This window comes from Alishewanella sp. HL-SH06 (genome assembly GCF_052656265.1).
Window position 1 is genome coordinate 3,895,001 of the sequence record NZ_CP199752.1, and the last position, 21,244, is coordinate 3,916,244.

General features: G+C 45.4%; 34 protein-coding genes (1 of these 34 only partly in view). All 34 read right to left on the minus strand.

The genetic code is table 11. From position 1 onward, the window contains the following. Positions 1–813, minus strand: the 5' portion of a protein-coding gene (locus ACUJFK_RS17765; RefSeq protein ID WP_445425687.1) for a serine hydrolase. 459 nt of this gene lie to the left of the window's left edge; the window shows 813 of its 1,272 coding nt (coding positions 1–813); its start codon is at positions 811–813; its stop codon lies off the left edge, out of view. A gap of 142 nt (positions 814–955) precedes the next feature. Continuing rightward, entirely contained in the window at positions 956–1,357 is a 402-nt protein-coding gene (rplQ, locus tag ACUJFK_RS17770; RefSeq protein ID WP_226752311.1) for a 50S ribosomal protein L17, read from the minus strand. 39 nt (positions 1,358–1,396) lie between these two features. Beyond that, a complete protein-coding gene (locus ACUJFK_RS17775; protein WP_226752312.1) occupies positions 1,397–2,386 on the minus strand; it encodes a DNA-directed RNA polymerase subunit alpha in 990 nt (329 codons plus the stop codon). Between the two features lie 23 nt (positions 2,387–2,409). Then, entirely contained in the window at positions 2,410–3,030 is a 621-nt protein-coding gene (rpsD, locus tag ACUJFK_RS17780; RefSeq protein WP_226752313.1) for a 30S ribosomal protein S4, read from the minus strand. A gap of 33 nt (positions 3,031–3,063) precedes the next feature. Then, a complete protein-coding gene (rpsK, locus tag ACUJFK_RS17785; protein WP_040552629.1) occupies positions 3,064–3,453 on the minus strand; it encodes a 30S ribosomal protein S11 in 390 nt (129 codons plus the stop codon). 11 nt (positions 3,454–3,464) lie between these two features. Beyond that, complete coding sequence (rpsM, locus tag ACUJFK_RS17790; protein ID WP_226752314.1) at positions 3,465–3,821, minus strand: 30S ribosomal protein S13; 357 nt, start codon at positions 3,819–3,821, stop codon at positions 3,465–3,467. A 130-nt stretch (positions 3,822–3,951) separates the two neighbouring features. Next, on the minus strand, positions 3,952–4,065 hold the full coding sequence (gene rpmJ / locus ACUJFK_RS17795; protein ID WP_008950799.1) for a 50S ribosomal protein L36: 114 nt from the start codon (positions 4,063–4,065) through the stop codon (positions 3,952–3,954). 21 nt (positions 4,066–4,086) lie between these two features. After that, a complete protein-coding gene (secY, locus tag ACUJFK_RS17800) occupies positions 4,087–5,415 on the minus strand; it encodes a preprotein translocase subunit SecY (protein ID WP_229588328.1) in 1,329 nt (442 codons plus the stop codon). 15 nt (positions 5,416–5,430) lie between these two features. Further along, positions 5,431–5,865 (minus strand): 50S ribosomal protein L15, encoded by a 435-nt coding sequence (gene rplO, locus ACUJFK_RS17805; RefSeq protein WP_226752316.1) that lies wholly within the window; start codon positions 5,863–5,865, stop codon positions 5,431–5,433. A 3-nt stretch (positions 5,866–5,868) separates the two neighbouring features. After that, complete coding sequence (rpmD, locus tag ACUJFK_RS17810; protein WP_226752317.1) at positions 5,869–6,051, minus strand: 50S ribosomal protein L30; 183 nt, start codon at positions 6,049–6,051, stop codon at positions 5,869–5,871. Positions 6,052–6,057: 6 nt separating this feature from the next. Beyond that, positions 6,058–6,561 (minus strand): 30S ribosomal protein S5, encoded by a 504-nt coding sequence (gene rpsE / locus ACUJFK_RS17815; protein ID WP_226752318.1) that lies wholly within the window; start codon positions 6,559–6,561, stop codon positions 6,058–6,060. Positions 6,562–6,570: 9 nt separating this feature from the next. Then, entirely contained in the window at positions 6,571–6,921 is a 351-nt protein-coding gene (rplR, locus tag ACUJFK_RS17820) for a 50S ribosomal protein L18 (RefSeq protein ID WP_226752319.1), read from the minus strand. Positions 6,922–6,930: 9 nt separating this feature from the next. Beyond that, positions 6,931–7,464, minus strand: a complete 534-nt coding sequence (rplF, locus tag ACUJFK_RS17825; RefSeq protein ID WP_229588329.1) for a 50S ribosomal protein L6 — start codon at positions 7,462–7,464, stop codon at positions 6,931–6,933. A gap of 15 nt (positions 7,465–7,479) precedes the next feature. Further along, the gene (gene rpsH / locus ACUJFK_RS17830) at positions 7,480–7,872 is read right to left on the minus strand and encodes a 30S ribosomal protein S8 (protein WP_226752321.1); all 393 of its coding nucleotides are present in this window, start codon (positions 7,870–7,872) and stop codon (positions 7,480–7,482) included. A gap of 21 nt (positions 7,873–7,893) precedes the next feature. Beyond that, positions 7,894–8,199 carry a 30S ribosomal protein S14 gene (gene rpsN, locus ACUJFK_RS17835; protein ID WP_226752322.1) on the minus strand — a complete coding sequence of 102 codons (306 nt, stop codon included), beginning with the start codon at positions 8,197–8,199 and terminating at the stop codon, positions 7,894–7,896. An 11-nt stretch (positions 8,200–8,210) separates the two neighbouring features. Continuing rightward, the gene (gene rplE, locus ACUJFK_RS17840; protein WP_226752323.1) at positions 8,211–8,750 is read right to left on the minus strand and encodes a 50S ribosomal protein L5; all 540 of its coding nucleotides are present in this window, start codon (positions 8,748–8,750) and stop codon (positions 8,211–8,213) included. A gap of 18 nt (positions 8,751–8,768) precedes the next feature. Then, complete coding sequence (gene rplX, locus ACUJFK_RS17845; RefSeq protein WP_226752324.1) at positions 8,769–9,083, minus strand: 50S ribosomal protein L24; 315 nt, start codon at positions 9,081–9,083, stop codon at positions 8,769–8,771. 9 nt (positions 9,084–9,092) lie between these two features. Beyond that, complete coding sequence (gene rplN / locus ACUJFK_RS17850; RefSeq protein WP_189434388.1) at positions 9,093–9,461, minus strand: 50S ribosomal protein L14; 369 nt, start codon at positions 9,459–9,461, stop codon at positions 9,093–9,095. Between the two features lie 229 nt (positions 9,462–9,690). Continuing rightward, positions 9,691–9,945 carry a 30S ribosomal protein S17 gene (gene rpsQ, locus ACUJFK_RS17855; RefSeq protein ID WP_226752325.1) on the minus strand — a complete coding sequence of 85 codons (255 nt, stop codon included), beginning with the start codon at positions 9,943–9,945 and terminating at the stop codon, positions 9,691–9,693. Next, on the minus strand, positions 9,945–10,136 hold the full coding sequence (gene rpmC / locus ACUJFK_RS17860; RefSeq protein WP_445426808.1) for a 50S ribosomal protein L29: 192 nt from the start codon (positions 10,134–10,136) through the stop codon (positions 9,945–9,947). The genes rpsQ and rpmC overlap by 1 nt, the downstream gene beginning before the upstream one ends. Beyond that, positions 10,136–10,549, minus strand: coding sequence for a 50S ribosomal protein L16 (gene rplP, locus ACUJFK_RS17865; protein ID WP_226752327.1), 414 nt, complete (start codon positions 10,547–10,549; stop codon positions 10,136–10,138). The genes rpmC and rplP overlap by 1 nt, the downstream gene beginning before the upstream one ends. A 12-nt stretch (positions 10,550–10,561) precedes the next feature. Further along, positions 10,562–11,275 (minus strand): 30S ribosomal protein S3, encoded by a 714-nt coding sequence (gene rpsC, locus ACUJFK_RS17870; protein ID WP_189434397.1) that lies wholly within the window; start codon positions 11,273–11,275, stop codon positions 10,562–10,564. Between the two features lie 9 nt (positions 11,276–11,284). Beyond that, on the minus strand, positions 11,285–11,617 hold the full coding sequence (rplV, locus tag ACUJFK_RS17875) for a 50S ribosomal protein L22 (protein WP_226752328.1): 333 nt from the start codon (positions 11,615–11,617) through the stop codon (positions 11,285–11,287). A gap of 10 nt (positions 11,618–11,627) precedes the next feature. Further along, positions 11,628–11,906 (minus strand): 30S ribosomal protein S19, encoded by a 279-nt coding sequence (gene rpsS / locus ACUJFK_RS17880; RefSeq protein ID WP_008950795.1) that lies wholly within the window; start codon positions 11,904–11,906, stop codon positions 11,628–11,630. A 16-nt stretch (positions 11,907–11,922) separates the two neighbouring features. Next, positions 11,923–12,747 (minus strand): 50S ribosomal protein L2, encoded by an 825-nt coding sequence (gene rplB / locus ACUJFK_RS17885; protein ID WP_445425688.1) that lies wholly within the window; start codon positions 12,745–12,747, stop codon positions 11,923–11,925. Positions 12,748–12,763: 16 nt separating this feature from the next. Next, positions 12,764–13,066 carry a 50S ribosomal protein L23 gene (gene rplW, locus ACUJFK_RS17890; protein WP_226752330.1) on the minus strand — a complete coding sequence of 101 codons (303 nt, stop codon included), beginning with the start codon at positions 13,064–13,066 and terminating at the stop codon, positions 12,764–12,766. Next, a complete protein-coding gene (rplD, locus tag ACUJFK_RS17895; protein ID WP_226752331.1) occupies positions 13,063–13,668 on the minus strand; it encodes a 50S ribosomal protein L4 in 606 nt (201 codons plus the stop codon). The genes rplW and rplD overlap by 4 nt, the downstream gene beginning before the upstream one ends. Positions 13,669–13,685: 17 nt before the next feature. After that, entirely contained in the window at positions 13,686–14,324 is a 639-nt protein-coding gene (rplC, locus tag ACUJFK_RS17900; RefSeq protein ID WP_226752332.1) for a 50S ribosomal protein L3, read from the minus strand. A 29-nt stretch (positions 14,325–14,353) separates the two neighbouring features. Next, on the minus strand, positions 14,354–14,665 hold the full coding sequence (gene rpsJ / locus ACUJFK_RS17905; protein ID WP_008899121.1) for a 30S ribosomal protein S10: 312 nt from the start codon (positions 14,663–14,665) through the stop codon (positions 14,354–14,356). A 305-nt stretch (positions 14,666–14,970) separates the two neighbouring features. Continuing rightward, positions 14,971–16,710, minus strand: a complete 1,740-nt coding sequence (locus ACUJFK_RS17910) for an acyl-CoA dehydrogenase family protein (RefSeq protein WP_445425689.1) — start codon at positions 16,708–16,710, stop codon at positions 14,971–14,973. A gap of 139 nt (positions 16,711–16,849) precedes the next feature. Next, positions 16,850–18,034, minus strand: coding sequence for an elongation factor Tu (gene tuf, locus ACUJFK_RS17915; RefSeq protein WP_097113087.1), 1,185 nt, complete (start codon positions 18,032–18,034; stop codon positions 16,850–16,852). Positions 18,035–18,089: 55 nt separating this feature from the next. Continuing rightward, positions 18,090–20,195, minus strand: a complete 2,106-nt coding sequence (gene fusA, locus ACUJFK_RS17920; protein ID WP_226752334.1) for an elongation factor G — start codon at positions 20,193–20,195, stop codon at positions 18,090–18,092. A gap of 27 nt (positions 20,196–20,222) precedes the next feature. Next, on the minus strand, positions 20,223–20,693 hold the full coding sequence (gene rpsG, locus ACUJFK_RS17925; protein WP_226752335.1) for a 30S ribosomal protein S7: 471 nt from the start codon (positions 20,691–20,693) through the stop codon (positions 20,223–20,225). A gap of 90 nt (positions 20,694–20,783) precedes the next feature. Further along, positions 20,784–21,158: a 30S ribosomal protein S12 gene (rpsL, locus tag ACUJFK_RS17930; protein ID WP_226752336.1), complete on the minus strand. Its 375-nt coding sequence runs from the start codon at positions 21,156–21,158 to the stop codon at positions 20,784–20,786. Between the last annotated feature and the right edge of the window lie 86 nt (positions 21,159–21,244).

Consider the following 21,244-nt stretch of genomic DNA (forward strand, 5'->3'; position numbering starts at 1 on the left):
AAGGTCTACTAAGGATTGACGGTTCTTTAATGTAAAATCCATAGGCTGGTTGACCAACTGACCATGCTGAAAATAGGCTAAGCCGAGTTTTGGTTGATCTGTGTTTCGATAGGAAACTGCAACTTGACGCTGAGGTATAGCTAATAACGTTTTACCAACAGGATCTATAAAACGAATTGGATTGAAAAAGCGATTGTCATCGTCAGTAAATGGCACACTTAAACGATGATTAATAACAGTCGATGTTAAACCTTTAGCTTGAAGTTGTTGGTTAATATACTGCTGGCCCAATAATTCGTATAAACGATTACTGCTGTCATTATCACTCACGAGTAAGATTTTTTTAATGTAGTGCCCTACACTGGGTAAACCAGAGTCACTAGTTACATCTGTGTAAGCTGAAAATTGCGAAGGGTGTAGCGCGTCAGTCAACATTATTGTGTCTAAGGTTATACCGGCTGCAGTTTGTTCATTCAACCATTGCATAGCTAAGGCAACTAAAGGCAGTTTAACAGTACTCGCAGGATAAAAATAACGATCAGGCTGAACCCCATAATGATAATAATGTAACTTGGGTAATTCCCCCTCAATCATCGGTGATTCTATTCGCGTGAAAATGATCTGCAGTTTATAAGATTGACTGTCGGCAAATACCCTATCGAGCAATGTTAATTTCTGTTGGTTTTGCTCGAGCAACGGTAACAAAGACTGACAACTGGCTGCTGCGGTGAAACGCTGGCAAACATCTGAACGAGCAAATGCAATGTGCGGAATCATTGCAGCCGTTAGAAATATATAAAATAAAATTTTCAATTCGGCAGACCTTAATTCTTCAATGTTTATCATCAGGCAACAGTTAAGATAAATAATAAGCGATTGTATAAATAGCATACAACAATAAAATTTGGATATAAAAAAACCGGGCATTAAGCCCGGTTTTTAGAAGAACAAGTGATTATTCAGCAGCAGTTTCTTCAACTGGCATTGCTGCGTCCGTTTCTGGACGATCAACTAATTCAATGTAAGCCATAGGTGCGTTGTCACCAGTACGGAAGCCACACTTCATGATGCGAGTGTAACCACCTGGACGCGCGTTGTAACGCGGGCCTAAAACATTGAACAATAAACCTACAACTTCTTTATCACGAGTACGGGCAAAAGCCAGACGACGGTTTGCAACGCTGTCATTCTTTGCCAATGTGATCAATGGCTCGATCACACGACGTAACTCTTTAGCTTTTGGCAAAGTCGTTTTGATGATTTCGTGCTTCACCAACGAGCTTGCCATGTTGCGGAACATTGCAGTACGGTGGCTGCTGTTCCGATTTAATTGACGACCACTCTTGCGATGGCGCATGATCTATTCCTTCTCACTAAACCAGGAACTGGTATCTGGTTAGTCTTTATTTACCAAACTAGCTGGCGGCCAGTTTTCCAGGCGCATGCCTAAGGATAAACCGCGTGATGCCAACACGTCTTTGATTTCGGTAAGAGACTTCTTACCCAGGTTAGGCGTTTTAAGAAGCTCAACCTCGGTACGCTGTACCAGATCACCAATGTACTGAATCTGCTCTGCCTTAAGGCAGTTTGCAGAACGAACTGTTAGCTCTAAATCATCGACTGGACGTAACAGAATCGGATCAAACTCCGGTTTCTCTTCACGTTTTTCAGGCTCACTCTTATCACGCAATTCTACGAAGAATTCTAGCTGTTCAGCTAAAATTGTTGCTGCGCGACGAATGGCTTCCTCTGGCTCAACAGTGCCGTTGGTTTCCATATCGATAACCAGTTTATCCAAATCAGTACGCTGTTCTACCCGTGCTGCTTCAACAGTATAAGCAATACGCTCAACTGGGCTGAAAGATGCGTCAAGTAATAAGCGACCGATCGGACGTTCGTCATCATCTGAGGACAAACGAGCTGATGCAGGCACATAACCGCGACCACGTTCAATTTTCAGACGCATACTGAACTCAGTCTCGCCAGTCAAATTACAAATAACGTGCTCAGGGTTAACAATAACCACACCGTCGCCACGCTGGATATCTCCAGCAGTTACAGGGCCAGCACCTTTCTTCGTTAAAGTCAGGGAGACTTCATCTTTGTCTTCCAGGCGAACGGCAAGGCCTTTCAGGTTTAGGAGAATATCAATGATATCTTCCTGAACACCTTCTTTGGCACTGTACTCATGAAGAACGCCGTCTATTTCTACTTCAGTCACAGCACAACCTGGCATAGACGATAACAGAATACGACGTAACGCGTTGCCCAAGGTATGCCCGAAACCGCGCTCTAATGGTTCCAAAGTAACTTTGGCACGAGTTGGGTTGATCCTTTCGATACCAACTAATCTCGGCTTAAGGAATTCGGTGACAGAACCCTGCATATATCCTCTCTTAACAATTAGCTTTACTTAGAGTAAAGCTCGACGATTAACTGTTCGTTGATGTCAGCTGACAAATCTGAACGCTCAGGAGTGCGTTTGAAAACACCTTCCAGTTTCGTGTTGTCAACTTCTATCCAAGTTGGTTTCTCACGTTGTGCGGCTACTTCAAGCGCAGCACCGATACGGGCTTGCTTTTTAGCTTTTTCACGAACAGAGATAACTTGTTCAGGTAATACTTTGTATGATGGAATGTTTAACACTTGGCCATTAATCATAATAGCTTTGTGGCTAACAAGCTGACGGGCTTCAGCACGTGTGCTGGCCAGACCCATACGGTAAACTACGTTGTCTAAGCGTGACTCTAACAACGCTAACAGGTTCTCACCTGTATTACCTTTCAAACGAGCAGCTTCTTTGTAGTAATTACGGAACTGCTTCTCAAGCACGCCATACATACGACGTACTTTTTGCTTCTCGCGTAACTGTAAACCGTAGTCTGATAAGCGACCGCGACGTGCGCCGTGCTGACCAGGAGCTGTAGTTAAGTTACACTTTGAATCGATTGCTCTTACGCCGCTCTTCAGGAACAGATCTGTACCTTCGCGACGACTTAGTTTGAGCTTTGGACCCAAATATCTTGCCATCTTCTTTCTCCAATAATCCGTGAAGCGCTGTAATTACACGCGACGTTTTTTAGGTGGACGACATCCATTATGTGGGATAGGCGTCACGTCGGTGATATTTGTGATCTTGTAACCAGCGGCATTCAGAGCACGAATCGCTGATTCGCGGCCTGGGCCTGGACCATTCACAAACACTTCAAGGTTTTTCAGACCATATTCCAGTGCAGCTGTACCTGCACGCTCTGCTGCTACTTGAGCTGCAAACGGAGTAGATTTACGTGAACCACGGAAACCTGAACCGCCTGCTGTTGCCCAACACAATGCATTGCCCTGACGATCAGTAATCGTCACGATGGTGTTGTTGAAAGAAGCATGGATATGAGCCATACCGTCTGAAACTTGTTTTTTTACCCGCTTACGAGTACGAACTGGTGCTTTAGCCATGTTGAATCACCTTATTTCTTAATCGCTTTACGTGGGCCCTTGCGGGTACGCGCATTAGTCTTAGTGCGCTGACCACGGACCGGCAGACTACGACGGTGACGTAAGCCACGGTAGCAACCAAGGTCCATTAAACGCTTAATGTTTAATGTGATTTCACGACGCAAGTCACCTTCAACGGTATACTTTGCAACTTCGTCACGTAGAGTATCTAATTGCGAGTCTGATAAAGACGCGATCTTAGTATTCTCTTCAATACCCACTGCCGCTAAAATTGATTTAGCGCGGGTCTTACCGATACCATAAACATAAGTCAGTGAGATCACTGCATGTTTATTATCGGGGATGTTAATGCCAGCGATACGGGCCACTAACGTTCTCCTATCTGAAATTAAAAGGTGCCAATTTGAAAAGCCCGTAAGGATACTCAAATGGCGCTTATATTGCAAACAATAAAGGGGCTAAACTTAAAGTTCAGCCCGCCTTATCGTTTTTCTGCTATTAGCCTTGGCGCTGTTTATGCTTTGGCTCACTGCAAATTACGCGAACTACGTTATTACGTTTGATCACTTTGCAGTTACGGCAGATCTTCTTAACGGAAGCTCGTACTTTCATAACTTAACTCCGCAAACTATCTTAACGGCCTATGCCTTTAAGATTTGCCTTTTTCAGCACAGAATCATACTGATGTGACATCAGATGTGTCTGTACCTGTGCCATGAAATCCATGATAACAACAACGATAATCAGTAAAGAAGTACCGCCGAAGTAGAACTGTACGTTCCACGCTACCATCATGAACTCAGGAACCAAACAAATAAAGGTAATGTACAACGCGCCGGCTAGGGTCAAACGTGTCATTACTTTATCAATGTATTTTGATGTCTGCTCGCCAGGACGAATACCAGGGATAAAAGCACCAGATTTCTTCAAGTTATCTGCTGTATCACGTGGGTTAAATACCAACGCAGTATAAAAGAAACAGAAGAAAATGATAGCCGCCGAGTATAACATCATATACAGCGGTTGTCCTGGAGATAATGTTAGCGACAATTCCTGTAAGAAATTGGCTACCATACCTTCACCTGTACCGAACCAACTGGCTATTGTACCAGGGAACAGAATAATGCTAGACGCGAATATCGGTGGAATAACACCGGCCATATTAACCTTTAACGGTAAATGGCTGCTCTGCGCAGCAAACACCTGACGGCCCTGCTGACGTTTTGCGTAGTTAACCACGATACGACGCTGGCCGCGTTCAAAGAACACCACAAACCAGGTAATCGCAACAACAATCACGCCAATAGCTACTAATAGTAAAAAGTGCAAATCGCCCTGACGCGCTTGCTCAATCGTCTGACCAATGGCAGACGGGAAGCCAGCAACAATACCGGTAAAAATTAGCAACGAAATACCATTACCAATGCCGCGCTCTGTAATTTGCTCACCTAACCACATTAAGAACATGGTACCGGTAACCAAGCTGATCACCGCGGTAAAGTAAAATGCAAAGCCTGGGTTAATGACCAACCCTGGCATCATATTTGGCAGGCCTGTGGCTATACCAATGGACTGTAGTATCGCTAAACCTAAAGTACCGTAGCGCGTGTACTGATTAATTTTACGCTTACCTGCTTCACCTTCTTTCTTTAATTCAGCCATTGCCGGATGCATTACCGTTAATAACTGAACAATGATAGAGGCAGAGATATAAGGCATAATGCCTAGCGCAAATACAGACGCACGCTCAAGAGCACCACCGCTGAACATGTTAAACATTTCAACGATGGTACCTTTTTGTTGCTCGAATAACTGAGCTAGCACGGTGGCGTCAATTCCAGGAATTGGCACAAATGAGCCTAACCGAAAAACGATTATGGCTAAGAGCACAAACAACAGGCGAGATTTCAGTTCGCTGAATCCGCCTTTTGCTGCTCTTGAGTCCGAACCTGGTTTAGCCATCGCGTACTATCCTTATTATTCTTCGACTTTACCACCGGCGGCTTCGATCGCTGCACGCGCACCTTTAGTTACGCGTAAGCCTTTTACTGTTACTGGACGAGTGATCTCACCAGACAGTACAACTTTTGCGAACTTAACAGTACGAGAGATGATGTTCGCTTCCATTAAAGAAGCTAAATCTACTACGTCGCCATTAACAGCAGCTAGTTCGTGTAAACGGACTTCAGAAGAAACCAAAGATTTCTGAGAAGTGAAACCGAACTTAGGTAAACGTTGTTTCAAAGGCATTTGACCGCCTTCGAAGCCTGGACGAACACTGCCGCCAGAACGTGATTTAAGACCTTTATGGCCACGGCCAGCAGTCTTACCTAAGCCAGAACCGATACCACGGCCTACACGGCGTTTATCTTTCTTAGCACCTGGTGCTGGAGATAGAGTGTTTAATAACATCTGTTACTCCTCCACTTTAACCATGTAGTAAACGGCGTTGATCATACCGCGAACTGAAGGTGTATCTTCAACTTCGACAGTGTGACCAATACGACGTAAACCAAGACCCTTTAAAGAAGCCCGGTGATTCGGTAAACGACCGATACTAGACTTAGTTTGGGTGACTTTAACTGTTTTCTTCGTCATGGCAAATTACCCCAGAATATCGTCAACGCGTAAACCGCGTTTTGCTGCCACTTGTGCCGGTGACTTCACTGAAGACAGGGCATTAATGGTAGCGCGAACTACGTTAATTGGGTTAGTTGAACCATAACACTTAGAAAGAATGTTTTGGATACCCGCTACTTCCAACACGGCGCGCATTGCACCGCCGGCGATTAGACCAGTACCTTCTGCAGCAGGCTGCATGTAAACATTCGAACCTGAGTGCACACCACGTGTTGGGTGATGCAAAGTGTTACCATTTAATTCAACCTGTGTCATGTTACGACGTGCCTTTTCCATTGCTTTTTGAATAGCAGCTGGAACTTCACGTGCTTTACCATAACCGAAACCAACGCGACCGTTGCCGTCACCAACTACTGTCAATGCAGTAAAGCTGAAAATACGACCACCTTTTACCACTTTGGACACGCGGTTAACGGCAACAAGCTTTTCTTGTAAATCAGATTGTTGTTTAGAATCTTCGTTAGCCATTAGCTACTCCTAGAACTGAAGACCGGCTTCACGCGCCGCGTCTGCTAACGCCTGCACGCGACCATGATACTGGAAGCCGCTACGGTCAAAAGCACATGCAGTTACGCCTTTAGCCACTGCACGTTCGGCGATCGCTTTACCTACAGCTTTGGCAGCATCTACGTTACCAGAGTACGAAAGTGATTCTTTAATTGAAGCTTCTAAAGTAGAAGCTGCAGCAATCACTTCAGCATTTGGCGCAATCAGCTGAGCATAGATGTGACGTGGAGTACGGTGTACTACCAGGCGATTCGCACCTTGTTCGATAATGTTTCTGCGAGTGCGTTTGGCACGACGCAGACGAGCAAGTTTCTTATCCATCGTCCTACCTTACTTTTTCTTAGCTTCTTTACGACGCACGTTTTCATTCGCATAACGAACACCTTTGCCTTTGTAAGGCTCTGGTTTACGGTATGCACGAATGTTGGCAGATACCTGTCCAACTAATTGCTTGTCAGCACCTTTGACCCAAACTTCAGTTTGTGTTGGTGTTTCGATAGTGATACCAGCTGGCACCTCGAAAACGACCGGGTGAGAAAAGCCCAGGCTTAGGTTTAAAACCTTACCTTCAGCTTTTGCACGGTAACCAACACCGACTAATTCCAGTTTCTGGCTGAAGCCTTCGCTTACACCAGTAACCATGTTGTTCAATAATGCGCGAGCAGTACCTGCTTGTGCGTCAGCGTTTTCGAAACCTTGACGAGGCTCTGTACGCAGTACATTGCCATCAACAACGATTTCAACCGCAGGGTTAACATTCAGTGTTAACTCGCCGTTTTTGCCCTTAAGCGCCACAACTTGACCTGTTTGCGTTACAGTAACGCCTGCAGGTAGAGTGACGGGGGCTTTAGCAACACGAGACATAAATTAACCCCTCCGTTACGCTACGTAGCCGATGATTTCGCCACCGATACCAACCTTGCGCGCAGCACGGTCAGTCATTAGTCCTTTAGATGTTGACACGATGGCCACACCTAAACCGCCCATTACCTTAGGTAATTCGTTGCTTTTCTTATAGATACGCAAACTTGGACGACTAACACGATCGATAGTCTCAATAACTGATTTGCCCTGGAAATACTTTAAAGTAACTTCCAGTTCTGGTTTTACATCACCAGACACAGCGAAATCGCCGATGTAACCTTCGTCTTTTAAAACTTTCGCAATTGCAATCTTCAATTTAGAAGAAGGCATTTTAACCGCAACTTTATTGGCCGACTGGCCGTTACGGATGCGAGTAAACATATCCGCTACTGGATCTTGCAAACTCATAGCTCGTTACTCCCGTGATTCTTACCAGCTAGCCTTACGAAGGCCAGGAATTTCACCGCGCATCGCCGCTTCGCGAACTTTGATCCGGCTCATACCGAACTTACGCAGATAACCATGTGGACGACCTGTCACACGACAACGATTACGTTGACGTGCAGGGCTTGAATCACGCGGTAACGTTTGTAACTTAAGAACCGCTGCCCAACGATCTTCATCAGAAGTTGAAGTGTTAGCAATCAGATCTTTAAGTTCAAAACGTTTTGCAGCGAATTTGGCTACCAGTTGTGCACGCTTTGCTTCACGTGCTTTCATTGATTGTTTTGCCATGACCCTACACCTTATTTCTTGAACGGGAAGTTAAACGCCGCAAGTAAAGCACGCCCTTCGTCATCAGTACGAGCAGTTGTCGTAATCGTGATATCTAAACCACGGATTGCATCAACTTTATCGTAATCGATTTCAGGGAAAATGATTTGCTCACGAACACCCATGCTGTAATTACCACGACCGTCGAATGATTTCGGGTTTACACCACGGAAATCACGGATACGGGGGATAGCAATAGAAACTAAACGTTCTAAGAAATCCCACATACGCTCGCCGCGCAGGGTTACTTTCGCGCCAATAGGGTAGCCTTCACGGATTTTGAAACCAGCGACTGACTTACGAGCCTTAGTTACCAGAGGTTTCTGGCCAGCAATAGCAGTTAAATCTGCTACAGCGTTATCAAGGATCTTTTTGTCAGCTACGGCTTCACCCACACCCATATTGAGTGTGATTTTAACAATCCGAGGGACTTGCATGACGCTGGAGTAGCCAAACTGTTTGAACAGTTCTGGGACTACGGTGTCTTTATAAATTTCATGCAGTTTCGCCATCGTATTACTCCAATAGCATTAAATTACTTCGTTATTCGATTTGAAGAAACGCACTTTCTTGCCATCTTCAAAACGGAAACCTACACGATCTGCTTTACCCGTTTTAGGGTTAACAATCGCTACGTTTGAAACATGAATCGAGGCTTCTTTCTCGACGATACCGCCAGGCTGATTAACAGCTGGAACCGGCTTCTGGTGTTTCTTAACCAGATTAACGCCTGAAACATAAACACGGTTGTCGCCAACTAATACTTTAGTGACTTTGCCTTGTTTACCCTTGTCCTTACCAGTAAGAACAATAACCTCGTCATCACGACGGATTTTGCTAGCCATGGTGACTCCTTACAGTACTTCTGGTGCCAGAGACACGATCTTCATAAACTTATCGCCACGAAGTTCACGTGTAACAGGCCCGAAAATACGGGTACCGATCGGTTCCAGCTTAGTGTTTAATAACACCGCTGCATTGCGATCAAAACGGATTAATGACCCGTCCTGACGACGTACGCCTTTAGCTGTACGCACCACCACTGCATTCAGAACATCACCTTTTTTAACTTTACCGCGAGGAATTGCTTCCTTAACAGTAACTTTGATGATGTCACCAATTGCAGCATAACGGCGATGCGAACCACCTAAGACCTTAATACACATTACGCTGCGCGCGCCGCTGTTGTCTGCGACTTCCAGCATAGATTGCATCTGGATCATCTTAGTGCTCCGCTATTCTACTATGTAACCTTCTCAGGTTACGCTGCTTACGATAATAAAACCCCTCCCCAGAGGAAGGGCGCGTGATTATAACAGCAGTTATGGCAAAGTGGTAGTTTAAAATAAAAACAATTCGGTGTATGCCTAGACACGTACCGCCACTTAACCGATCTGTTGCTACAAACAAAAACGGCTCCAACAGGAGCCGTTTTATTCTTCTTCTTAATTATTAAGAAGCAGATTCAACGATAGCTACCAGGGTCCAAGACTTAGTCTTAGACAAAGGACGGCATTCACGGATAGTGACTACGTCGCCTTCTTTACACTGATTAGTTTCGTCATGCACGTGCAGTTTGGTAGTACGCTTGATGAATTTACCATAAATTGGGTGTTTCACCTGACGTTCAATCGCAACAGTGATAGATTTATCCATCTTGTCGCTGATTACTTTACCTTGCAGTGTACGGGTATTAGTTTCAGTCATTACGCACCTGCCTTCTCGGTTAAGATAGTCTTAACGCGCGCGATATCACGACGCACCTGCTTCAATAAGTGTGTCTGAGCTAACTGACCAGTAGCTGCTTGCATGCGCATGTTGAACTGCTCACGTAACAGACCTAATAATTCAGTATTTAACTCTTCAACACTTTTTGTTTTCAATTCGCTGGCTTTCATCACATTACCGTCCGCGTTACGAAGGTGGTCTTGAATGGAAGCTTAGCAGCAGCCAATGCAAAAGCATGACGCGCAAGTTCTTCAGACACACCGTCCATTTCATACAGAACTTTGCCAGGTTTAATCTGACATACCCAGTACTCAACAGCACCTTTACCACTACCCATACGTACTTCTAACGGCTTAGCTGTGATTGGCTTATCTGGGAACACACGGATCCAGATTTTACCAACACGTTTAACAGCCCGCGTCATAGCACGACGTGCAGATTCGATTTGACGTGAAGTCATTTGACCACGTTCTACAGATTTCAGTGCGTATGTACCGAAACTTACTTTATCACCAACTTGTGATAAACCACGGTTACGGCCTTTGTGCACTTTACGAAATTTTGTACGTTTTGGTTGCAACATCGCTCAATACCCCTACTTAGCCTTACGAGCCGGTTTTTTCGGCGCTTTAGGCTGGTTGTTATTGTTGGCGTTGTTGGCGTTATTTTGCAGAGGCAGAGCACCTAGGATCTCGCCTTTGAAAATCCACACTTTGACACCAATGATGCCGTAAGTAGTCAGTGCTTCAGAAGTATTGTAGTCAATGTCTGCACGAAGAGTATGCAGAGGTACACGACCTTCACGATACCACTCGTCACGAGCAATCTCAGCACCGCCTAAACGGCCGCTAACTTGAACCTTGATACCTTTAGCACCAATACGCATAGCATTTTGTACCGCACGCTTCATAGCACGACGGAACATTACACGACGCTCTAACTGGCTACTGATAGAATCAGCAACTAATTTCGCATCTAGCTCTGGCTTACGGATCTCAGAGATATTGATCTGAGCAGGCACGCCAGCAATGGCAGCGACTTGCTTACGGATCTTCTCAACGTCTTCACCTTTTTTACCGATAATCACGCCTGGACGCGCAGTGTGAATAGTCACACGGATGCTTTTCGCAGGGCGTTCAATATCGATCCGGCTTACTGAGGCTGCTTTCAGTTCTTTTGTCAGGTACTGACGAACTTTATAGTCACCGTTCAGGAAATCCGGGAAATCTTTTGTATTCGCGAACCAGGTAGAGCTCCATGGCTTAGTGATACCTAGGCGAATACCATTAGGATGTACTTTCTGTCCCATTTCTATCTCCTAGTTATCAGCTACGACCACAGTGATGTGGCTGGTACGCTTGACGATACGATCAGCACGACCTTTAGCGCGTGGTTTGATACGCTTCATAGATGGACCTTCATCAACGAAGATGGTCTTCACTTTCAGTGTATCGATGTCCGCGCCTTCATTGTGCTCAGCGTTGGCAATGGCTGATAAAAGTACCTTTTTGACTAACTCAGCAGCTTTCTTCGGGCTGTAAGTTAGTACATTCAACGCCTTCTCAACTGACAATCCACGTACTTGGTCAGCGACCAAACGCGTTTTTTGAGCAGAAGAACGGGCAAATTTGTGTTTAGCTAATGCTTGCATCATTTACCCCTTAGCGCTTCTTGGCCTTTTTGTCGGCTGCATGACCACGATAGGTACGAGTAGGTGCAAATTCACCTAACTTGTGACCGATCATCTCTTCTGAGACAAATACTGGTACATGTTGACGACCATTATGGACAGCGATGGTCAAACCGATCATATCAGGTATGATCATTGAACGACGGCTCCAAGTCTTTATAGGCTTCTTGTCTCCGCTTTCCAACGCTTTCTCTACCTTCTTCAGCAAGTGAAGGTCAATAAATGGACCTTTCTTGAGAGAACGTGGCATGGCAATTCCTCACAAATTATTTATCACGACGACGTACGATAAGTTTATCAGTACGCTTGTTTGAACGAGTCTTGTAACCTTTAGTCGGTACGCCCCATGGAGTCACTGGATGACGACCACCTGAGGTTTTACCTTCACCACCACCGTGTGGGTGATCGACTGGGTTCATTACTACACCACGTACGGTTGGGCGGACGCCGCGCCAGCGCATTGCACCAGCTTTACCGTATTGACGTAACATGTGCTCAGCATTACCGATCTCACCGATAGTTGCGCGACAATCTGCTAATACTTTACGTACTTCGCCGCTACGCAGACGCAGGGTAACATACTCACCATCACGAGCCAGGATCTGAACGAATGCGCCTGCTGAACGAGCCAGCTGACCGCCTTTACCTGGTTTCATTTCGATGTTGTGTACTACTTGACCAACTGGGATGTTGCGCAGTGGCAGCGTGTTACCTGCTTTGATTGGTGCATCAACACCAGAGATAACTGCGTCACCGGCTTTCATGCCTTTAGGGGCAAGAATGTAACGACGTTCGCCGTCTGCATACAACACTAATGCGATGTTTGCAGTACGGTTTGGATCGTATTCTAAACGCTCTACTTTGCCCGGAATACCGTCTTTCATGCGTTTAAAATCAACAACACGATAGTGTTGCTTATGACCACCACCGATATGGCGAGTAGTGATACGACCGTTGCTGTTACGACCACCCGTCTTAACTTTCTTCTCTAACAAAGGCGCGTAAGGCTTGCCTTTGTGCAGGTCAGGGTTAACCACTTTTAAAACGTGGCGACGACCTGGTGACGTAGGTTTACACTTTACAAGTGCCATTTCCTAACTCCTCTTCTTACTCAGCGCCGCCAACAAAATCGATTTCGCTGCCTTCTTTAAGAGTAACGTAAGCTTTTTTCCAATCGCTACGTTTGCCCATACGCGCACCAGTGCGCTTGGCCTTACCCTTAACGTTAACAGTACGAACACCTACTACTTCTGTTTCAAACAGTTTTTCTACAGCAGCTTTAATATCAGCTTTTGTAGAAGTAGTGGCTACTTTAAAAACGATAGTGTTGTGTTTTTCTGCCGCAGTAGTACTCTTTTCAGAAACGTGCGGAGCCAGAATCACTTTTAGTAAACGTTCTTCGCGGATCATGCTAAAAGCTCCTCAAGTTGTTTAACTGCAGCAGCAGTCATTAACACTTTGTCGAATGCGATTAAGCTGACCGGGTCGATACCGTGTACGTCACGAACGTCAACTTTGTATAAGTTGCGTGCAGATAAGAACAAGTTCTCGTCTACTTCGTTAGTTACGATCAGAACGTCTTTTAAATCCATCGCTTTCAGCTTTGCAGTCAAGTCTTTTGTCTTTGGTGAATCAACGCCAAAACTCTCAACAACAATTAAGCGCTCCTGACGAACTAATTCAGACAGAATGCTTTGAATTGCACCGCGATACATTTTACGGTTAACTTTTTGGCTGTGATCTTGTGGCTTAGCCGCAAAAGTCACACCACCGCCACGCCAAATTGGACTGCGGATTGTACCAGCACGCGCGCGGCCAGTACCTTTTTGACGCCATGGCTTCTTGCCGCCACCACGTACTTCTGAACGTGTCAATTGAGCACGAGTACCCTGACGGGCACCAGCTGCAAAAGCAACTACTACCTGATGTACCAGAGCTTCGTTAAACTCACGTCCAAAGGTAGCTTCGGAAACTTCAAGAGCGCCTTGAGCGTCTCGTAATGCTAATTCCATCACTTATCTCCTAGACGTTAGCTTTTAACAGCTGGTTTAACGATAACGTCACCGCCGATAGCACCAGGCACTGCGCCTTTTACTAACAGAATGTTACGTTCCGCATCAACACGAACCACTTCAAGAGACTGTACAGTTACCCGTTCAGCGCCCATGTGGCCAGCCATTTTCTTACCTTTGAATACTTTACCTGGTGATTGGTTTTGACCAATTGAACCCGGTGCACGGTGTGATAAAGAGTTACCGTGAGTAGCATCCTGAGTACGGAAATTCCAGCGCTTAACAGCACCTTGGAAACCCTTACCTTTTGATGTGCCAGCGACATCAACTTTCTTTGTATCTGCGAAAATATCAACAGTAATCTCGCTACCAACAGTGATGTCGGCGCCTTCGTTGTCTTGTAGGCGGAATTCCCACAGACCACGACCCGCTTCTACACCCACTTTTGCAAAATGACCTGCTTCTGGCTTGCTCAGGCGGCTTGCCTTAACAGTACCAGTAGTCACTTGCAACGCGCTATAGCCTTCAACGTCTTGCGTTTTAACAGCAGTAACGCGGTTTGGTGTTGCTTCGATTACGGTTACTGGGATAGATACACCATCTTCAGTGAAGATGCGTGTCATGCCCACTTTACGACCGATTAGACCGATAGCCATTTCCTAAACCTCTCTAAAAACCTGTCTGATTAGCCCAGGCTGATTTGAACGTCAACGCCAGCAGGCAGATCTAAACGCATCAGCGCATCAACTGTTTTTTCAGTTGGTTCCACGATGTCGATTAAACGCTTGTGCGTACGGATTTCGTACTGGTCACGCGCATCTTTATTGACGTGAGGAGAAATCAGAACAGTGAAACGTTCCTGACGAGTTGGTAGTGGAATTGGACCACGAACCTGTGCGCCGGTACGTTTTGCTGTGTCAACGATTTCCATAGTTGACTGATCGATCAAACGGTGATCGAACGCTTTCAGACGGATGCGAATCCTTTGATTACTCATGTATCAAAGCCTCAAAGAGCAAAAAGAGCAAAAATAAACATAAACAAATACCCATAAAGGGTTTGCTTATGCACCAAGTTACCAGTTGCCCCCCAATCGGGGGCTTATAGTACAAACTACGCATACTCACTTTAGAGGTTGCAATGTAGCTTGTATCAGCCAGATATGAATCGACTGGCCGCATATTATATACAGAACAATTGATAATGCAAGTGCTGTTTATTATTCCAACAGCCAACCTCAAAGCAGACGCTAATTGTACTTTGTTGCAACGTCTACCTTGAGGCTTAATAGCAAGCTATGCGTTAAAATTGATCTTCAGTAAGCGCAAACATCGCTGACCCATCGCTTTGCAAACTGCTAAATAAACCATCAACCTTTGGCAACACTTTTTGTGTATACCACATGGCTGTTTGAGTTTTAGCCGCCACGAAATCAGCACTGTGTTTAGCAGGGTTTAACGCCATGAGATTTCTTTGCCACATATAAGCATAGAGTACATAGCCCACTGCATCTAAGTAATCACAAGCATTCATACTGAGCACGTTTTGTTCTTGCGCCAATAATGAATGACTGACGTCAATTAATTGCGTTATGCGCTTTTCGACAACAACACTTATCGACGTAGGATGCGCTTTTAGCTCGAGTTGAATATCATTTAATAAGGCAAGTAACACGGCAGCTTGATCTGATGCGACTTTTCGCAACATGAAGTCAGCCGCTTGAATACCATTGGTTCCTTCATAGATCTGGGCAATTCGTACATCACGCACTAACTGCTCCATTCCCCACTCTTTTACATAACCATGACCACCGAATACTTGCTGGGCCGTAATACATGCATCTAACCCTCGATCGGTCATAAAGGCTTTGGTGATCGGTGTCAGTAAATTAGCTCGCTGTGCTGATTGGGCACAACCGTCGTATTTTGCACGATCCAGCAAATTTGCCACCCAAGTAGCGAAAGTGCGACCGGCCTCATTCATTGCTTTAATGTTAAGTAGCATTCGCCTAACATCAGCATGACCCAAAATGGCATCCGCTTTATTAGGATCCGTTTTACCGGTTCTTCCTTGTAAGCGATCTTTGGCATAAGCTAACGCATTTTGATATGCCCGCTCGGCAGCTCCGAGCCCTTGGCTGCCCATCGACAAACGCTCGTAATTCATCATGGTAAACATACACGCTAGACCACGATGCGGCTCACCGATTAAATAACCGCGCGCACCATCAAAGTTAAGCACACAAGTAGACGAACCATTAATACCCATCTTATGTTCGATAGAGCCAACATTGACGGCATTACGCTCTGCTAAGTCACCGTTTTCTGTCACAATAAATTTTGGTACTAGAAATAAAGAAATGCCTCGACTTCCAGCAGGTGCATCTGGCAACTTAGCTAACACTAAATGAACGATATTTGATGTCAGATCATGCTCACCAGCAGTGATAAAAATTTTGCTACCCGAAATTAAGTAACTGCCATCTGTATCGGGTTTTGCAGTTGTACGCATAATGCCTAGGTCTGAACCCGCATGAGCCTCGGTCAAACACATCGTGCCAGACCATTCACCGCTGTATAATTTTGGTAAGTAACAGGCTTTCATTTGCTCATCGGCATGCTGTAACAGGGTAACACAGGCGCCGGCGGTTAAACCTGGATATAACGAAAAAGCGATATCCGCACTACAAAGCATTTCATCAACCATCATAGAAAGCGATTTTGGCATGCCCATTCCACCAAATTCAGCATCACCACTGAGGCCAGTCCAGCCACCCTCGGATAAACTTTGATAAGCTGTGTAATAATGCTCGGGCAAACTGACTTTACCATCGGCGAGTTGTGCACCTACCGCATCTGCTATTTGACTATAGGGAGCAAGTTGTTGCTCACAAATTTTTGCGGCCTCTTCTAAGATGGCTTTTGCTGTATCTGCTTCTATTAATTCTTGTAATTGAGGTTGCTGCTGCCAGTACTGGTCTAATTGCCAAACGTCGAACAGATTAAAACTTATGTCGTCTACAGGGGCTTGATACTGACTCATACTATCACCTTAATTACTAAACAAATGTCCTCTAGCATCGCACAGCCGAGATTTTCAAACAAGTGTTTGAATTGTTGCCTTTGCATATATTTTAAGCATAAAAAAAGGCCCCGTAGGGCCTTCTTTACATCAGTGCTAATTAAGCAATGATTTTTGATACTACGCCAGCACCTACTGTGCGGCCGCCTTCACGGATAGCGAAGCGTAAACCTTCGTCCATCGCGATTGGGCAAATCAGTTCAACAACAAACTTCAGGTTGTCGCCAGGCATAACCATTTCTACGCCTTCTGGTAATTCTACTGCACCCGTTACGTCTGTTGTACGGAAGTAGAACTGTGGACGGTAGCCTTTGAAGAATGGCGTGTGACGACCACCTTCTTCTTTTGACAATACGTACACTTCGCCTTCGAACTTAGTGTGTGGCTTGATTGAACCTGGCTTCGCTAATACTTGACCACGTTCTACGTCTTCACGCTTAGTACCACGTAATAAAGCACCGATGTTCTCGCCTGCACGACCTTCGTCTAACAGCTTACGGAACATTTCTACACCAGTACAAGTAGTCGCTACAGTGTCTTTGATACCAACGATTTCTACTGTCTCACCCACTTTGATGATACCTTGCTCTACACGGCCTGTTACTACAGTACCACGACCAGCAATTGAGAATACGTCTTCGATTGGCATGATGAATGGCTTATCAATCGCACGTACTGGCTCAGGGATATACGTATCTAACGCTTCACCTAATTCCAGGATTTTCTTTTCCCACTCAGCATCGCCTTCCAGACCTTTTAAGGCTGAACCACGGATTACTGGTAAGTCATCACCTGGGAAGTCGTAGTCTGAAAGAAGCTCACGCACTTCCATTTCTACTAATTCTAATAACTCTTCGTCATCTACCATGTCACACTTGTTCATGAACACGATGATGTAAGGTACACCAACCTGACGTGATAACAGGATGTGCTCACGCGTTTGTGGCATTGGGCCGTCAGTCGCCGCTACTACCAGAATAGCACCGTCCATCTGTGCCGCACCAGTGATCATGTTTTTAACATAGTCAGCGTGACCTGGACAGTCTACGTGTGCATAGTGACGTGTTGGGGTATCGTATTCAACGTGTGACGTGTTGATAGTGATACCACGAGCTTTTTCTTCTGGTGCTTTATCGATTTGATCGAAAGCAAATGCCTGACCGCCGTATGTCTTTGCTAATACGTTAGTGATAGCAGCTGTCAGAGTAGTTTTACCGTGGTCAACGTGGCCGATAGTACCTACGTTTACGTGCGGTTTTACGCGTTCAAATTTAGCCTTAGCCATTTATAGACCCTTCTTAGTCAAATTTAAGACCCGTTAAATCGGGACTGTTTAATCGTTAATCGTAAGCTCTACGAGAAGCAATAATTGCTTCAGTAACATTGCTTGGTGCTTCCTGATAATTCAGCGGTTCCATAGAGTAAGAGGCACGGCCCTGACTCAAAGAACGCATATTAGTTGCATAGCCAAACATTTCAGATAACGGTACATTGGCGTCGATTATCTTAATCCCGCCAGGCGCATCTTCCATACCGTTGATGATACCGCGACGACGGTTTAAATCACCAACGATATCACCCATGAAGTCATCTGGCGTAACTACCTCAACCTTCATAATAGGCTCGAGGACAACCGGCTTAGCCTGAAGAGCTCCTTTTTTGAAGCCCATAGACGCAGCGATTTTGAACGCCATTTCGTTCGAGTCAACATCGTGGTAGGAACCATCGAATACAGTAACTTTCACGTCGATTACCGGATAACCCGCTAATACACCGTTTTTCATTTGTTCCTGAACGCCCTTATCAATAGCAGGGATAAATTCTTTTGGAATCGCCCCGCCAATTACTGCGTTCTCGAACTTATAACCTTCACCCTCAGGTAACGGCTCAATCCGCAACCAGCAATGACCAAATTGGCCACGACCGCCTGACTGACGTACAAACTTACCTTCAACTTCTGTTTTGCCACGCAATGTTTCACGGTAAGACACCTGTGGTTTACCCACATTGGCCTCGACCTTAAATTCACGACGCATGCGATCAACAATGATGTCGAGGTGTAATTCACCCATACCAGAAATAATGGTTTGTGCGGTTTCTTCGTCAGTATGTACTCGGAATGACGGATCTTCTGCTGCCAGCTTGCTTAACGCTATTCCCATCTTTTCCTGATCAGCCTGTGTTCTAGGCTCAACAGCAACAGAAATAACCGGCTCAGGAAACACCATGCGTTCCAAAATAATCGGATGATCCATATCACATAAGGTATCACCCGTTGTCGTATCTTTGAGACCAATCGCAGCAGCAATATCGCCGGCGCAAACAGCCTTGATTTCCTCGCGCGCGTTAGCATGCATCTGTACGATGCGGCCAATACGCTCTTTCTTCATTTTTACTGAGTTGTATACTGCTGAGCCTGACTCAACAATACCCGAGTAAACACGGAAAAAAGTAAGAGTACCAACAAACGGGTCTGTAGCAATTTTGAATGCTAGCGCCGCAAAAGGTTCCGAATCAGCCGATTTACGAAATCCTTCAGTTTCATCAGGCAGAATACCGTTGATTGCTTTTACTTCTGTCGGTGAAGGCAGATAGTAAATAACGTTATCCAACATGGCCTGCACGCCTTTATTCTTAAAGGCAGAACCTACTTGCACTAGCACTATTTCATTACGTAACGTTAAATCACGTAATGCTTGACGTAACTCATCTTCAGTGAATTCTTCACCTTCAAGATAGCGTTCCATCATGGATTCGTTAGCATCAGCCGCTGCTTCCATCAGGTTTTGGCGCCACTCATGACATTCTTCCAGCATTTCTGCTGGGATCTCTTCATAAGTGAAGGTCATACCCTGATCTTCCTCGTTCCAGTTAATAGCCTTCATTTTGACGAGATCAACTACGCCTCTGAAGTTATCTTCTGCCCCGATTGGCAACTGAATAGGTACGCAACGTGAATTTAAACGGTCGTTCGCTTGCTTTACAACCCGCAGGAAGTTCGCACCGGTACGATCCATTTTATTCACGAAGATCATTCTAGGAACTTCGTACTTATTTGCTTGACGCCAAACTGTTTCAGTTTGAGGCTGCACACCTGATGACCCGCACAATACGACGACGGCACCATCTAGTACGCGCAAAGAACGCTCTACTTCGATAGTGAAATCTACGTGACCTGGGGTATCAATCAAGTTAATACGGTGCATATCAAACTGCTGCTGCATACCAGACCAAAAGGTCGTGGTAGCCGCAGAAGTAATAGTAATACCGCGTTCCTGCTCCTGCTCCATCCAATCCATAGTGGCTGCGCCATCATGAACTTCACCAATTTTGTGAGAGCGGCCTGTATAAAACAGGATCCGCTCAGATGTCGTAGTTTTGCCGGCATCAACGTGAGCACAGATACCAATGTTACGGTAACGTTCTATTGGAGTTGTACGTGCCACTCTACATTCCTCTTAGTTAAGAAATTCTTACCAGCGGAAGTGTGCGAACGCTTTATTCGCTTCGGCCATACGGTGCACGTCTTCACGTTTCTTAACCGCAGAACCTTTATTTTCGATTGCATCAAGCATCTCACCAGCAAGACGCTGAGCCATAGACTTTTCACCACGTTTACGGGCAGCTTCCACTAACCAACGCATAGCTAAAGCGTTACGACGTACTTGACGAACTTCACACGGCACTTGGTAGGTAGAACCACCAACACGACGTGATTTAACTTCGACTGTAGGACGAATGTTGTCTAAAGCCACTTCGAATAAATCGATGTGTTCTTTTTTAGACTTTGCAGCTGCAATTTCAAGTCCGCCGTATACAATTGATTCGGCTGTAGATTTTTTACCGTCGACCATTACGACGTTTACAAACTTTGCCAACAATTCACTTCCGAACTTAGGATCTGGAAGGATTTTACGTTGACCTATGACGCGTCTTCTAGGCATTCGAAACTCCGATTGCTTCAGGTGATTCCAAAACTTTTAATACATTAAAGAAAAAAAGTTGTTTAGTTTGGCCTTACTAACGGAGTACCGTTATTTCTTAGGCCGCTTGGCGCCGTATTTAGAACGGCCTTGTCTACGATCTTTTACGCCTGCACAGTCTAATGTGCCACGTACGGTGTGGTAACGCACACCTGGAAGGTCTTTTACCCGGCCACCGCGGATCAGCACTACGCTGTGTTCCTGCAGGTTGTGGCCTTCACCACCAATATAAGAAGACACTTCGAATCCGTTAGTTAAACGAACACGGCATACTTTACGTAATGCTGAGTTAGGCTTCTTAGGTGTAGTGGTGTATACACGGGTACAAACACCACGCTTCTGCGGGCAAGCTTCAAGCGCCGGAACGGTGCTCTTGGCTACCTTCTGGCTGCGCGGCTTACGCACTAGCTGGTTGATTGTTGCCATTAAATACTCCTGGTTAATAAATACCCAATAAACGTGAAAATTCCGCCCCCGAAATTAGGGTCGCGGAATTCTAATGGTCAAGCTTT